We start from the raw sequence: 14467 nt of genomic DNA, 5'->3' as shown, positions 1-14467 counted from the left end.
GTAATCATCTACCTTTCATCATGTTTGGAATATTCTATGGATGTAAGTGCGGGACCTCTCCTAGAACTTATATCATATCGGCTTCTTCCGTTCCAGTGCAATGAGATATGGCGCTTCGGAACGCTGAAGACCACGATACAATATCGTTTGCACCTTGTGCGGGGGCAATTCAGCCGCCCAGGCCTGCACGGCGTCCGCTTCGGCATCGCCGCCTTTATGGCCCGGGTACAGCACGATGGTGATAATGCCGCCGGGACGGAGCAGCTCGATGGCAGCTTCCAGAGCCGTGAGTGTGCTGGCGGTTTCCGTCATGATCCGTTTATCTGATGAATCTGCCGGAAGGTAACCGAGATTGAACATGATCGCACCCATACGGCCATGCTCGCACTCAGGTACGCATTCTCCCATAAGGGCATGGCTCTGATGTTGAAGGGTAACCTCCGCAAGGGTGCCGGGCGGTTCCTTATCAAGCCGATCACGAGTCAGCTGCAGCGCCTGTTCCTGAATATCAAAAGCGTACACCTTGCCCTTTGAACCTGTGCATTTAGCTAGATACAGCGTATCGGCCCCGGTTCCCGCCGTCGCATCCAGCGCAATGTCTCCAGGCCGCAGCCTTTCGGACACGAGCTTGTGAGCAAAACTCAAAACCGAGAGGAAGCCCATCAGGATCCCCCCAACAATTTACCCTGCCATGTATCCCGGCGCTTGAGCTCGGCGTCAATGCCGTTAAGCACTTCCCACTTCTTGAGACTCCACGTCGGTCCGATCAAGAGATCCCGTGGAGCGTCTCCGGTCAGACGGTGCACGATCATTTCGGGAGGTAAAAACTCCAGGCTATCTACGATAAGGCTGATATATTCGTCCTGTTCCAGGAACCGTAGCAGCCCCGCCTCATATTGCTTCACCATCGGCGTCTTGCGCATGAGGTGCAGCAGATGGATCTTGATTCCCTGCACATCCATCTTGGAGACCGCTCGGCCGGTGGCGAGCATCATCTCGTGGTCCTCTTGCGGAAGGCCATAAATGATGTGTGTGCAGACACGAATGTTATGCTTGCGCAGCTTTTCGACCGCTTCCAGATAACATTCGGTATCATGGGCACGGTTGATCAGCTCGGAGGTGGAATCATGGATCGTTTGCAGGCCCATTTCCACCCAGAGATAGGTTCGCTCATTCAGCTCGGCCAAGTATTCCACGACGTCGTCTGGCAGGCAATCCGGGCGTGTAGCGATCGATAAACCGACAACGCCCGGCTGCTGCAGAATGACTTCATAGTACTCCCGAAGCTCCTCTACCGGAGCATAAGTGTTGGTATAGGCTTGGAAATAACCGATGTATTTGGCGCTCGGCCACTTCTGGTGCTGCCGGTCACGGATGGTGTTGAACTGGGTAACAAGATCGTCCCGCCGTCGTCCGGCAAAATCACCGGAGCCGCGGGCGCTGCAGAAGGTGCACCCGCCCTTGGCAATCGTGCCGTCGCGGTTCGGGCACGTAAAGCCCGCATCCAGCATAACCTTGAATACTTTTTCCTGGAATTGGCTGCGCATCTCGTAATTCCATGTATGAAATCGTTTGTCGCCCCATAATGTTGGGGCGGGTCTAAGTGATGTACTCATGTGTGCTCCTTTTATAGCCGCATAAGATGAATAGAGACAGGGATTGCCGTGCCTCAAAGTATACATGTTTTACTTAACTTATCCTTAAGCAGATATGTCCATTGTAACAAAAAATAAAACTTTGCGTTATATACAGGTCTTCAAGCCTAATTAAGATGTTGTTACTTGAATGAATTGCATATAATTGGTATATTTAAAGTAGAAAAATAAAAATATGATTCAAGCAATTTTGGCATGGGTATATATCGGATAGGATTCATATTTGTGTGACGTCATGGATACAATAATACCGTGAGGTGATTACGAATGAATTCATCGACAGTAAAGAATGACAGTAGAGACAAGATCGCTGTGGAGCTTACCCCGAACGAAGCTTTAGCCCTTACTGGCGTGGAGTTTAACTCCAACCAGGACGTGAAGGCTTCGGCACGTCGCAAGATTCGGGCCGCCTTTGAGAAGACGTTTGAATTTACGTCGAATGAAAGGTAGACTATTCACAGTTTAACCATCGCGGAACCCCAATTCCAAATATAAGAAAGAGGAACCTAAGCCTTTGCGTTAAGCAGAGTATAGGTTCCTTTTTCTATGGGGCTTTACTTTTGGGAGTAACTTCGTCACAATAAATGCAGTATCGGGATATCATTCTAAATTTACTTGGAAAGTTTCGGAGGTATGACATGCGTTTAAGAGGAAGAAAAGGTATACGGGAAAATCTGGAGCAGCAGGAAGACCTGGTCGTTTTGGACCCCGGTCAATATAGAGGGAAATGGGCTTCATTATTTGGCAATGACCTCCCGATCCATGTCGAATTCGGCATGGGCAAAGGTCAATTTATAAGCCAGATGAGTTACAAACATCAGAATGTGAATTTTATCGGGGTGGACATGTACGACGAGCTGATTCGCCGCGCAAGCGAAAAGGGACGCAATGTCTGGGCTCAGGACGGTGTCGATACCCCGCCGAATTTGAAGCTGGCGCTGTTTAATATCGAGAATGTCGAGCAGGTTTTTGAACCCGGCGAGATCGAACGTTTATATTTAAATTTCAGCGATCCGTGGCCAAAATCCAAGCATGCCCGCCGTCGTTTGACGCATCCGCGTTTTTTGGACAAGTACTCCCAGATCCTGAACGAGCGCGGGGAAATTCATTTCAAGACCGATTCGGTTACGCTTTTTGAGTTCTCCCTGAATGCATTTGCCGATTATGGTTTGCAAATGACGAATATTTCGCTGGATCTGCACCGGGACGGACTGAACGAAGAACACGTGATGACTGAGTACGAGACGAAATTCGTCGGTCAAGGTATGCAAATACATCGCTGCGAGGCCATTGTTGGCAAGGAAGCACTTGCTTCCTACCATAAGAATCGTCTTGAAAAATACGGTAAATAACGTCTATATGGTAGAGTTTCTTCGATGATAGCGCTTGCATCTATTATAATAGTAGGAAATCTATCAATTCGATGACGTGTTTGCGGACAACGGCGCAAAAAAAGGTGTGCTCCCTCTTTAGGAGTACACCTTTTCGTTTTCCAGCATGTCGATGATGCTGCGTGCGCTTTGCATCGGATGGAATCGCTCGATGTCTCGCAAATTTTGCGCCCGTTGCTGTTGAATCACATCGTATTGATGAAGCAGTTTGTTCATCCAGTTGGCAAGAACATCCAGCGAATGGATAGGTTCGCCCAAACCTTGCGCGGTGAAATATTGGCAGTTCTCTTCTTCCTGTCCCGGAAGAGGCTGATGAAACAGCATCGGGATTCCTTTGGCCAAGCCTTCGGTGCATGTCATCCCGCCTGGCTTCGTAACGAGCAAATCCGACACCTCCATCAGCTTGTCGATCTCGCGCGTAAAGCCCAAAATCTGGATGTTCGGATGCTGGAACCGGGGGTTGTTCTCCATCTCCTCGCGTCCCTTGTCGTTATTGCCGAGGCAAAATATGATCTGGACTTCGTCGCGCCATCGGGTCAGAAATTCATGCACCACTTCGTCATTCATGATGCCCCAGCCTCCGCCCATTACAAGCACGGTAGGCATATCGGACAGATTAAATCGTTCCCTGATTTCCTTCTTGCTCGGATGCGTCCAGAAGTCGGGATGGATCGGAATGCCGGTAACCTGAATTTTGGCTTGGGACACCCCGCGATTGAGCAGCTTTCGCCTCACCTCCGGCGTGGACACGAAATATCGGTCGACCTCTGGACTGATCCATGTATCGTGAGCATCATAATCGGTAATAACGGTACACAGAGGCACATCAATGCCCAGTCGTTTCAAACGCGAGATGACCGCACTTGGTATAAAATGGGTACAAACAATGATGTCGGGTTTGAGCTGTCTAACCACGTTTTTGGTGCTTGTATAGAACATTCGGTGAAGTGCTAAAGCCGTAAAGCGATTAAAGGACTTTTGATGGCGATACATGTACCCGACCAATCTCGGGCGAGTTGTAATCGTCTTTCTGTAGGCCGAAATGATCAGTGGAGCGATTTTAGGGTTCAAGAAGCTCCCGAGCTCGAGAACTTTGGTCTGTACGCTAGGCGATAACTGGCGCAGGCTGCTGGAGAGTGCATGAGCGGCCTGTGTATGGCCTGCACCGAACCCTTCAGATAACAGCAAGACTCTTTTTTTAGCCACTACTTTTCACCCGTTCTGCAGCGTTATTCTTTAACTTTAACATATCGACTTTGGGAAAAGAAATCAACCGTTCTCCACTTATGTTTCAGGGACTTTGGTCCCGGAAACGGAAACTTTGTTCGGCAAACTTCTCGCTGGCGCCTTGCTACTTAAGGAGTTAGTCAGCAGCGCGCATTTTGTAGAAAATCAGGGTCCGTGGTCTTTTGACTTGAGTATGAGATGCCGCTACAATGATTCAAACGGACATCAAAAAGTTTATTAGAGAAAGAGCAATGAAAAACGAAAACTTTTTGGGTGTCTGTTGCGTTTATTTATTGGCGGACAAGTCGAAAAAGAAAAAATGGGCAGCCAAGAGAAATAAAAAGCAAGGAAACGGATGAAAATAAGAACTAAAGCCGTTTGAAACGAAGCTTGCTGGCAAACGACATTGCAAGCTGAGCTCTTTTACGAAGTTTTTCCGTAAATTAGAGCATTCCACGGTTTTGACAAAAGATTCAAAAGTGTGGAAAATCGTGTATGACGTGCGAAGTTGCCCCGCGGCACCGAGGCTACTAGAAGGACAGACACAAGTCACAGGGTCATAGCAACAACAAAAAAAAGCGAAAAACTTAGAGAGAAAAAAATAACAAACATTCTCGGGTTATAAAAAAGGGGGTAACGGAGAATCATGACAGACGCCATCTTTATCGCGCTCCAACTATTCTTGGCCGCGGTGGGTGTGTACCAGTTCGTATTCTCTTTGTTTGGTCTGGTCAAAAGAAAAAAGAAACAACAGTTTGAACCCAATAAATCATTTGCAGTGTTAGTTGCTGCGCACAACGAAGAACAGGTTGTCGGTGCATTAATGGAGAACCTGAAACAGCTTGATTATCCGAAGCATCTGTACGACGTATTTGTCATCTGCGACAACTGTACAGATCGTACTGCAGAGATCGTCCGTGCCCACGGGATGAACGCATGCGTGCGCACGAATCAGAATCTGCGAGGCAAAGGTTATGCCATCGAGTGGATGCTGAAAGAGCTCTGGGCGATGCCGCGCCAGTATGATGCGGTTGTCATGTTTGACGCGGATAATCTGGCCGCTCCGAATTTCTTGAACGAAATGAACAATGATCTCTGCTCTGGAGCAAGAGTTATCCAGGGATATATCGATACCAAGAATCCTGAGGATTCCTGGATCACTGCCTCTTACGGGGTATCTTACTGGTATATCAACCGCTTGTGGCAGCTCTCCCGCAGCAATCTGAACATGGCGAACTTCCTCGGCGGTACGGGAATGTGCTTTGAGACCAATCTCTTGAAGGAGATCGGCTGGGGTGCAACCAGTCTGGTTGAGGACTTGGAGTTCACGATGCGCAGCGTTATGCGCGGCGTGTATCCGAAGTTCAACTATGACGCGAAGGTATTTGACGAAAAGCCGCTTACGTTTAAGGCTTCCGCCAGACAACGTCTGCGCTGGATGCAGGGTCACTTTACGGTTGCCCGTCGTTATTTCTTCCCGCTGTTGTGGCGTGCCATTAAAGAACGCAGCCTCGTGAAGCTGGACTTGGCATTGTACGGAGTCAACGTTTACATCGTACTGCTGACTTTCTTGCTGACGGCCATCATCTGGGTTGACAGCTCATTCTTCGATGGTCCGAATATCGCTAATCTGTACGGATATTTACCGCTCTGGCTGAGCTTTACAGCGATCGCGGCGAATGTGTTCACGTTCATGATCGCGATGATTCTGGAGAAAGTGAAATACAAGAAAGTGTATATGTATCTGGTGCTGTTCCCGATTTACCTGCTGTCGTGGTATCCTATCACGGTGTATGCGTTCTTCACGCAGAACAACAAGCAGTGGAGTCATACGGAGCACACCCGGGTTGTACGCCTTGAAGAAGTTCAAAGCAAACAAGGCTAATCCAATATTTATATTGCATCTGTGTTGACAGAAGATAGGATGACCTGTTATACTATCGTAGTCTGTTAAACAGAATATCTGATTGCAAGCAGAAGCGCCGCTTCTCACCTGACCGACATGTGTTGGCTGGTTTGATCACGAAATCAATGAATGGATTTAACTTCATTTGTGAGATGAGTATCAAATAGGGATGTCGGTGATTAACCCGTCATCCCTTTATTTTTTTTTGCAAACAGGAACAACAAGTAATTTGGAGGTGGAGGACTATCAGTAAGGAACATATGATCAATGACGAGATTCGGGCCAAGGAAGTACGTTTGGTTGGTGCCGAAGGTGAGCAAATCGGGATCAAGCCGATTCGTGAAGCACTGCAAATGGCAATTGATCTCAATCTGGATCTGGTGAACGTGGCCCCTCAGGCGAAACCGCCGGTATGCCGCATCATGGACTACGGTAAATTCCGCTATGAGCAGCAGAAGAAAGAGAAGGAAGCACGTAAGAACCAGAAAATTGTGGATATCAAAGAAGTATGGTTCCGAGCCAACATTGAGGAGCATGATTATCAAACCAAGCTTCGCAATGTCGTTAAGTTTTTGAAAGACGGCGATAAAGTGAAATGCTCCGTGCGTTTCCGTGGTCGTGAAATCACCCATGCTAACATTGGTCAGAAGATTTTGGAGCGCGTGAAGGTGGAAGTGGCGGATCTCTGCGTTATTGAACGTCAACCGAAATTGGAAGGCCGCAGCATGATTATGATTTTGGCTCCAAAAGCCTAAGAGAAATTAGAGGAGGAAGTACTACAATGCCTAAAATGAAAACACATAGCAGCCTGAAAGGCCGCTTCAAGATTACTGGTACTGGTAAAGTTAAACGTTATAAAGCTTACAAAAACCACTTGCTTTCCCACAAATCCAAGCGTGCGAAGCGCGTATTGTCCAATAGCCCAGTTATGGCGCCTGGAGATGTTAAACGTTTGAAGCAAGGTCTGGCTAACTTGAAATAGTAAACAACAATTATTGGGAGGTCTTTTGATATGGCACGAGTTAAAGGCGGATTTGTCGTTCGTCGTCGACATAAAAAAGTATTGAAGCTTGCGAAAGGTTATTTCGGTTCCAAACACCGCATTTTTAAAACAGCGAACGAGCAGGTAATGAAATCCCTCGTTTATGCATACCGGGATCGTCGTACAACGAAACGTAATTTCCGTAAATTGTGGATCGTTCGTATCAACGCGGCTGCTCGTCAAAACGGTCTGTCTTACAGCAAATTGATGCATGGTCTGAAGCTTGCTGGCGTGGACATTAACCGTAAAATGCTGGCTGATCTGGCTGTTAATGACCTGAACGCGTTTAATTCTTTGGCTACTGTAGCTAAAGAAAAAGTGAACGCTTAATTATACGTGTATGAAGAAACCGCCGTAATATTACGGCGGTTTTTTTATTTTTCGCTCCTGTCCGTCATACATAAGGATCCTAAGTGCTGAATGCTGGGCAGGACGAGCTTTTTCACCTATCTTTAGCCATCGTAAGGGCCATGAAACAAGCAAGGGAACTCCTTCCGGAATAGATTGAAATGTATATTACCTGAGGAGGGATCTTATGCACAAGCCTGTCAGCAAGGCAAAAGTGAAATCATATGTGGGCAAACAGATCGTAGCGTATAAGAAGGACGGGACGATGGTGACAGGCAAGCTGGTACGCGTTTCCGGCAACCGCCTTTTTGTTGAACCGGCAACCAAGGGGAAAAAAGTGAGAACCAAGGCGATTCTTCCGCTCGCATTGTTTGACCTTCTTGCCATTGGGACGGCACCTTATGCGTTCGGTGGAGGCTATGGTGGCGGATTCGGTGGATATCCGGGAGGCTACCCAGGGGGATACGGCGGATTCGGACCGGGGTATGGCGCATTCGGGCCAGGCTTTGGGCCAGGTTTCTTCTGGTAATTAGAGGAACCAAATCTTCTCTAGCTCATAACAGCGGCTCGGTTCGATGATTCTTGTAACCGTGTAGCCGAGCTTGCGGTAAAAGTTAAGGCCGGTCTGGTTTCCAATATCGACCATGACCTTGGCGCGTTTGCATCCGCGGGATACAGCGAAACGTTCGGCATGCTCCATCAATCGGACGCCCCACCGTCTTCGCTGTGCGGTGGATGCGACGGCCAGCATATCGATATACAGCAGTTCGCCGTGCATCATAAAATGGATAAAGGCAATGATTTTATCGTTATCCTGAGGCGAAGCAACAAGGGTCACGCCGCGTCGTAATCGAGAGGGAATATCCTTGCGGATGATGTCCAGCTCTTTTTTTGTCATATGGGAAAGCGGGACGAGTTGGGACTCAATGAGTTGTTGAATCATCGGATCATCCTGCTCCGGTTTTCGATAGCGGATCATCGTGTTGTTTCCTCCCTTCACCGCTATTAAGGATAGCTCCATTTATCATATGTAGCAGGGTTTAAGAGCGTGTTTTGCATCAAGGAAGCGAAGGGATTGCTCCAATTGTGAATGAAAACCTTTCATCGGAAGTAAAATAAATGTGTTGACTTCTGGAATGAATGAATCATATAATGTTTCTAAACATTTTAACGAAAATATCCAATCGGCAATGATGAGGACGAAGTTTAAAGGGCTCTTTTGCTCAGAGAGTGGATGGACCAGCTGAAACCACCACCAAAACCCCTTTTATACGAGCTCACCTCGGAGCTGTTTCCCTGAAAGATGCTACGCTATGACTTTATCGCATTAAGTCGTAACAGCGTTTATTAGGGGGAATCGTCTTAGTCCACGTTACGGACTGCAGATATTGAAGAGCTGTGTTCATTGTGTTCTTCATACCTGCTGAGGCTTTACACTGCGAAGTGTAGGGCAAACATGGGTGGTACCACGGAAGCTAAACCTTTCGTCCCTCACACGGAGATACTCCGGGTGTGGCGACGGAAGGTTTTTTTGTTGCTTGAATGAAGAGTGCCAATATTTGAGAGGAGGATGACTGATGAGCGCGCAAACTCCAGAAGTGCGGTCTACAGAACAATTACGAGAGAAATGGTTGAAGCCTGAAGTGATTACCGGATCGGAAATCTTGCTTCGGAGTCTTCTGCTCGAAGGTGTCGAATGCGTCTTTGGATATCCGGGCGGGGCGGTCCTGTACATCTACGATGCCATGTATGGTTTTGAGGACTTCAATCACGTCTTGACCCGTCATGAACAAGGCGCCATTCATGCAGCTGACGGTTACGCTCGCGCAAGCGGCAAAGTCGGTGTGTGCATAGCGACTTCAGGACCGGGGGCAACGAACCTTGTGACCGGTATCGCAACAGCTTATATGGATTCCGTTCCACTCGTTGTGATAACCGGTAACGTTGCAACAACCCTGATCGGTACGGACGCTTTCCAGGAAGCGGACATTACGGGCATCACGATGCCGATTACGAAACACAGCTATCTGGTAAGGGATGTAAAGGATCTGCCAAGGGTGATTCACGAAGCCTTCCATATCGCTTCAACCGGCCGCAAAGGTCCGGTACTGATCGATATTCCGAAGGATGTATCCGCCGCAACGACGCTGTTCCAGCCGGAAGAACGAATTCAACTGAGAGGATACAATCCCCGGACGGTACCTAACAAACTTCAGTTGGATAAATTAGCCCGCGCGATTGAGGAAGCCGAGCGTCCTATGATCCTTGCTGGCGGCGGCGTGATTTACTCCGGAGCTCATGAAGGGCTGTACGAATTCGTGAATAAATCCGGGATTCCGATCACGACAACGCTTCTCGGTCTGGGTGCCTTCCCAAGCGGCCATGAGCTGTGGACGGGAATGCCGGGTATGCACGGAACCTACACATCGAACCATGGTATTCAGCAGTCGGACCTGCTGATCAATATCGGGGCAAGATTCGATGACAGGGTTACAGGCAAGCTCGATGGTTTCGCGCCACATGCGAAGATCGTTCATATCGATATCGACCCGGCTGAGATCGGCAAGAACGTGCCAACCGATATCCCGATTGTCGGAGACGTGAAGACCGTGCTTGAAATGTTGAATCCGCTCGTTCCGTACGCAGCGAAAGCAGATGCGTGGAGAGACCAGATCAGAGCATGGAAAGCCGAATATCCATTCCGTTACGTCGATTCAGATACTGTGCTGAAGCCGCAATGGGTTATCGAAATGCTGAACGATACGACAAAGGGTGAAGCGATTGTAACGACTGACGTTGGCCAGCACCAAATGTGGGCCGCTCAGTATTACAAGTTCAACCAGCCGCGTTCCTGGATCACCTCCGGCGGTCTCGGAACGATGGGCTTCGGATTCCCGTCCGCGATTGGTGCCCAAATGGCGCATCCGGATCGCCTGGTCATTTCGATCAACGGGGATGGCGGCATGCAGATGTGTTCGCAAGAACTTGCCATCTGTGCCATCAACAACATTCCGGTAAAAATCGTTGTCATCAACAACCAGGTACTAGGAATGGTTCGTCAATGGCAGGAGCTCATTTACGATAACCGTTACAGCCACATCGATCTGGCAGGCAGCCCTGATTTCGTCAAGCTGGCTGAAGCCTACGGTGTCAAAGGACTTCGTGCCACCACGAAAGAAGAAGCACAGCGTGCTTGGGCCGAAGCGATGGAAACACCGGGACCCGTCCTCGTTGAATTCGTTGTAGAGAAAGGCGAGAACGTGTATCCGATGGTGACGCAAGGGTCGACAATCGATCAAATGCTGATGGGGGATGCGTAAGATGAGTACAAAACATACCATTGCCGTACTAGTGAACGACCAGCCGGGTGTCCTGCAGCGCGTATCCGGGTTATTCGGACGCAGGGGCTTTAACATCGAGAGCATTACCGTGGGGCAGTCGGAGGAATCCGGCTTGTCCCGGATGGTTATCGTAACCACCGGTGATGAAACGACGCTGGAGCAGGTGGAGAAGCAGCTTTACAAGCTGATCGATGTCATTAAAGTTATTAACTTGAGCTCGAAACCGATGGTAGCCAGAGAGCTCGCCCTGATCAAAGTAAAAGCCGAGCCATCGGCCAGACCGGAAATTATGGGCGTTGTCGAGACATTCCGTGCATCCGTCGTGGATATCGGCACAGCTAACCTGATGGTTCAGGTAGTTGGCGATACCGTCAAAATCGATGCCATGATCGAGCTGCTTAAGCCGTATGGCATCCAGGAGCTTTCCCGTACCGGGGTTACCGCGATGATTCGCGGTAACGCGTAATGATTTACGTTTTTCTTTTATCCGGATGACAAAGTTATTGCAATATAAGCGTTAGACACCTGCATGGCATGAGCGGGTGTCTCAGCAGATCGGGAAAGGGATCGGTCTATTGAGATACCCGCTCATCATGAAGGGTCTTTAAAATCAAAGGAGGACTTATACAAATGGCAATTACTACTTATTATGAACAAGATGCAGAACTCAGCGTGTTAAAAGACAAAACAATCGCGGTTATCGGTTATGGAAGCCAAGGTCATGCTCAAGCGCAAAACCTGCGCGACAGCGGACTTCAGGTTGTCATTGGTCTTCGTGAAGGCAAGTCGTTCGACAAAGCGAAAAACGATGGTTTCGAAGTGCTTCCTGTAGCCGAAGCCGTTAGCCGTGCAGATGTAGTTCAAATCCTGATGCCGGACGAAACGCAAGCAGCGGTATACAAGAACGATATCGAGCCAAACCTGAAAAAAGGCGCGGCACTGATGTTCTCCCACGGTTTCAACGTTCATTTTGGTCAAATCGTAGCTCCTAAAGACAACGATGTCCTTCTGGTCGCTCCTAAATCCCCAGGTCACATGGTTCGCCGTACGTATGTTGAAGGCTTTGGCGTACCTGGATTGATTGCAATCGAGAAAGATGCAACTGGACAAGCCAAGGCGATCGGTCTTGCTTATGCAAAAGGTATCGGTTGTACTCGTGCAGGCGTTATCGAAACTTCCTTCCGCGAAGAAACCGAAACGGACTTGTTCGGTGAGCAAGCGGTATTGTGCGGCGGTGTATCCGCATTGGTTAAAGCTGGTTTCGAAACGTTGACTGAAGCTGGATATGCGCCGGAAATGGCATACTTCGAGTGCCTGCATGAACTGAAACTGATCGTAGACATGATCTATGAAGGTGGTCTTGCAAGCATGCGCGACTCCATCAGTAACACAGCGGAGTACGGCGACTATGTAACAGGCCCTCGTGTGGTAACCGAAGATACGAAGAAGGCAATGAAAGAAGTCCTCTCCGATATTCAACAAGGTAAATTCGCTCGCGACTTTATCCTTGAGAACCAATCGGGCCGTGCGTTCCTGACAGCTACCCGCCGCAACGAGTCCGAGCATCCGATCGAAGTGGTTGGTGCGGAACTTCGCGAAATGATGCATTGGATCAAAAAATAAGAATATATAGAATTCATAAGAATTCTTCCGGGTATGGAGCAGTCGAGCATGAGATGATGGTGCTGCTGCAGGGAACCCGTTAGATTAAAGCAGCCGGCGGCAGGGGATTAAGTCAACCTGCCGCCGGATGTTTACGTCAAGCGATAAACTTCAAGGAGGTGCCGACATGCGAAAGATTTATATCTTTGATACAACGCTGAGAGATGGAGAGCAGTCTCCTGGCGTGAATTTGAACACTCGGGAAAAGGTGGAAATTGCCCTTCAACTCGAAAAGTTGAAAATCGACCGCATGGAAGCAGGCTTTCCAGCGGCGTCACCCGGTGACCTTGCTGCTGTGAACGCAGTGGCGCGCGCGGTTAAAGACGTCACGGTCATTGGATTGTCACGTTCCAGAGAGAGTGACATCGATGCGGTTCGCGAAGCGCTTCAGGGAGCACAGGATCCATGCATACACGTATTCCTGGCGACTTCCCCGATTCACCGCAAGTTCAAGCTGCGGATGGAGAAGCAGCAGGTGCTGGAAACGGCGCAGGCCTCGATCCGTTATGCCAAGAAATACTTTTCCAAAGTGGAGTTTTCCCTGGAGGATGCCGGCCGGACAGAGCTGGATTTTATGGCTGAGGTCGTAGGCATGGCTGTACGGGAAGGCGTCAATGTCGTTAACATTCCGGATACCGTGGGATATTTGAATCCTTCGGAGTACGGGGCTATATTCAAATACTTGAAGGAAAATGTTCCGGATATCGAGAAGGTGCAGCTGAGCGCGCATTGCCATAACGATCTGGGTATGGCGACGGCGAATACCCTTGCCGCCATTCTGAACGGGGCCGATCAGATCGAAGGAACGATCAACGGAATCGGCGAACGTGCAGGTAATACCGCCATTGAGGAAATTGCGATGGCGCTGGAGACGCGCTCCGAGTTTTTTGGAGCGAAGACGGGGCTGGCACTAACGGAAATCGCCCGCACGAGCCGCCTTGTGAGTAAGCTGACCGGTATGGTCGTGCCGGGCAACAAAGCGATTGTCGGCGCGAACGCGTTCGCCCATGAATCCGGTATTCATCAGGACGGCATGCTGAAAGAAAAGACAACTTACGAAATTATGACGCCTGAGTCTATCGGGCTCAAAGAAAGTAAGCTGGTGTTAGGCAAACACTCTGGCCGTCATGCTTTCCGGGAGAAGCTGCTGGATTTGGGCTATGAGCTGAGCGAAGAACAGGTGAATGACGCATTCGCCAAATTCAAGGTGCTCGCCGACAAGAAGAAGGAAGTATCCGATGAGGATCTGCTGGCTCTGCTGGAAGAGAAACTGATCGATACGCCGGAAGTGTTCAAGCTGGAAACGATTTTTGTTGCTTACGGCAACGAATCCACACCGACGGCGCGGGTTCGTATTGCGACTGCGGAGCAGACGATTGAGGAAGAGGCCGAGGGCAACGGTTCCGTCGACGCGATCTATAACGCGATCGACAAGGTGACCGGCGAAGAGGTTGCGCTTGCGGATTATTCCATCAAATCGGTAACGCACGGCAAGGATGCTCAAGGTGAAGTGCATGTCGTGCTGTCGCAAAACGACGTGGCAGCGCAAGGCCGCGGCTTGAGCACCGACATTCTGGAAGCAAGTGCAAGAGCTTACGTGGATGCGGTTAACGTCCTGATCGAGAAACGCAAAACGTTTAGCCGGCGTGAGCGTGCTACGCTGTAATCCATACTTAGAGTACATGGTAGCTCTGAATCGCATCGTTTTGCCTGCAGGAGATATTCAAAAGGAAAAGAGGGGCCGCTGTGGTCATAGCCCCGTCAAGTAGACATTAAAAAAAGAGATTTTATTAAGCGGCGACTTTTTCCCGAAACTCAATCGGGGAGAGGTCGCCCAGTTTGTTTTGGAAACGTTCCATGTTGTAAAACGAAATATACTCCGTAATTTGGCTCCT

General features: G+C 49.1%; 17 protein-coding genes. 12 read left to right on the top strand and 5 right to left on the bottom strand.

The window, feature by feature from the left end; translation table 11 throughout:
* Positions 1 to 72: 72 nt before the first annotated feature.
* Together ACPV3A_RS31975 and ACPV3A_RS31970 are read right to left on the bottom strand one after the other, a co-directional pair.
* The gene (locus ACPV3A_RS31975; RefSeq protein ID WP_426203755.1) at positions 73 to 663 is read right to left on the bottom strand and encodes a class I SAM-dependent methyltransferase; all 591 of its coding nucleotides are present in this window, start codon (positions 661 to 663) and stop codon (positions 73 to 75) included.
* Positions 663 to 1616 carry a TIGR01212 family radical SAM protein gene (locus tag ACPV3A_RS31970; protein WP_426203753.1) on the bottom strand — a complete coding sequence of 318 codons (954 nt, stop codon included), beginning with the start codon at positions 1614 to 1616 and terminating at the stop codon, positions 663 to 665. Before ACPV3A_RS31970 ends, ACPV3A_RS31975 begins: the two co-directional genes overlap by 1 nt.
* Before the next feature lie 306 nt (positions 1617 to 1922).
* Between ACPV3A_RS31970 and ACPV3A_RS31965 the strand changes: the two genes are divergently transcribed.
* Positions 1923 to 2105: a hypothetical protein gene (locus ACPV3A_RS31965; protein WP_194544341.1), complete on the top strand. Its 183-nt coding sequence runs from the start codon at positions 1923 to 1925 to the stop codon at positions 2103 to 2105.
* A 188-nt stretch (positions 2106 to 2293) separates the two neighbouring features.
* Positions 2294 to 3007 carry a tRNA (guanosine(46)-N7)-methyltransferase TrmB gene (gene trmB / locus ACPV3A_RS31960; protein WP_194544340.1) on the top strand — a complete coding sequence of 238 codons (714 nt, stop codon included), beginning with the start codon at positions 2294 to 2296 and terminating at the stop codon, positions 3005 to 3007.
* Between the two features lie 117 nt (positions 3008 to 3124).
* On the opposite strand, the gene ACPV3A_RS31955 is transcribed toward trmB, so the two are convergent.
* A complete protein-coding gene (locus ACPV3A_RS31955) occupies positions 3125 to 4252 on the bottom strand; it encodes an MGDG synthase family glycosyltransferase (protein ID WP_426203752.1) in 1128 nt (375 codons plus the stop codon).
* Between the two features lie 230 nt (positions 4253 to 4482).
* Between ACPV3A_RS31955 and ACPV3A_RS31950 the strand changes: the two genes are divergently transcribed.
* The 6 genes from ACPV3A_RS31950 to ACPV3A_RS31925 all read left to right on the top strand — a co-directional run bounded on the left by ACPV3A_RS31950 (position 4483) and on the right by ACPV3A_RS31925 (position 8098).
* Entirely contained in the window at positions 4483 to 4632 is a 150-nt protein-coding gene (locus ACPV3A_RS31950; protein ID WP_194544338.1) for a hypothetical protein, read from the top strand.
* A 287-nt stretch (positions 4633 to 4919) separates the two neighbouring features.
* The gene (locus tag ACPV3A_RS31945) at positions 4920 to 6158 is read left to right on the top strand and encodes a glycosyltransferase family 2 protein (protein WP_071222667.1); all 1239 of its coding nucleotides are present in this window, start codon (positions 4920 to 4922) and stop codon (positions 6156 to 6158) included.
* Positions 6159 to 6439: 281 nt separating this feature from the next.
* A complete protein-coding gene (gene infC / locus ACPV3A_RS31940) occupies positions 6440 to 6934 on the top strand; it encodes a translation initiation factor IF-3 (protein WP_071222668.1) in 495 nt (164 codons plus the stop codon).
* A gap of 26 nt (positions 6935 to 6960) precedes the next feature.
* Positions 6961 to 7161 (top strand): 50S ribosomal protein L35, encoded by a 201-nt coding sequence (rpmI, locus tag ACPV3A_RS31935; RefSeq protein WP_007127239.1) that lies wholly within the window; start codon positions 6961 to 6963, stop codon positions 7159 to 7161.
* Positions 7162 to 7191: 30 nt separating this feature from the next.
* A complete protein-coding gene (gene rplT / locus ACPV3A_RS31930; RefSeq protein WP_071222669.1) occupies positions 7192 to 7551 on the top strand; it encodes a 50S ribosomal protein L20 in 360 nt (119 codons plus the stop codon).
* A gap of 205 nt (positions 7552 to 7756) precedes the next feature.
* Positions 7757 to 8098 carry a hypothetical protein gene (locus ACPV3A_RS31925; RefSeq protein ID WP_194544337.1) on the top strand — a complete coding sequence of 114 codons (342 nt, stop codon included), beginning with the start codon at positions 7757 to 7759 and terminating at the stop codon, positions 8096 to 8098.
* Here the strand turns inward: ACPV3A_RS31925 and ACPV3A_RS31920 are convergent, their stop codons facing one another.
* A complete protein-coding gene (locus tag ACPV3A_RS31920; RefSeq protein WP_339219521.1) occupies positions 8099 to 8548 on the bottom strand; it encodes a GNAT family N-acetyltransferase in 450 nt (149 codons plus the stop codon).
* A 598-nt stretch (positions 8549 to 9146) separates the two neighbouring features.
* On the opposite strand from ACPV3A_RS31920, the gene ilvB reads away from it, so the two are divergent.
* The 4 genes from ilvB (at position 9147) to ACPV3A_RS31900 (ending at position 14238) form a co-directional block, all read left to right on the top strand.
* Complete coding sequence (gene ilvB, locus ACPV3A_RS31915; protein WP_426203751.1) at positions 9147 to 10889, top strand: biosynthetic-type acetolactate synthase large subunit; 1743 nt, start codon at positions 9147 to 9149, stop codon at positions 10887 to 10889.
* Position 10890: 1 nt separating this feature from the next.
* A complete protein-coding gene (ilvN, locus tag ACPV3A_RS31910) occupies positions 10891 to 11376 on the top strand; it encodes an acetolactate synthase small subunit (RefSeq protein ID WP_071222673.1) in 486 nt (161 codons plus the stop codon).
* 164 nt (positions 11377 to 11540) lie between these two features.
* On the top strand, positions 11541 to 12533 hold the full coding sequence (gene ilvC / locus ACPV3A_RS31905; RefSeq protein WP_009589347.1) for a ketol-acid reductoisomerase: 993 nt from the start codon (positions 11541 to 11543) through the stop codon (positions 12531 to 12533).
* A gap of 166 nt (positions 12534 to 12699) precedes the next feature.
* Positions 12700 to 14238, top strand: a complete 1539-nt coding sequence (locus tag ACPV3A_RS31900; protein WP_426203749.1) for a 2-isopropylmalate synthase — start codon at positions 12700 to 12702, stop codon at positions 14236 to 14238.
* A 124-nt stretch (positions 14239 to 14362) separates the two neighbouring features.
* Here the strand turns inward: ACPV3A_RS31900 and ACPV3A_RS31895 are convergent.
* Positions 14363 to 14467 (bottom strand): IS3 family transposase (locus ACPV3A_RS31895; RefSeq protein WP_426203773.1); only part of this gene is annotated, 105 nt, incomplete at its 5' end.

The organism is Paenibacillus sp. Dod16 (assembly GCF_049893405.1).
Taxonomy (GTDB): domain Bacteria; phylum Bacillota; class Bacilli; order Paenibacillales; family Paenibacillaceae; genus Paenibacillus_AQ.
This window is presented reverse-complemented; position numbering and strand designations above follow the sequence as displayed.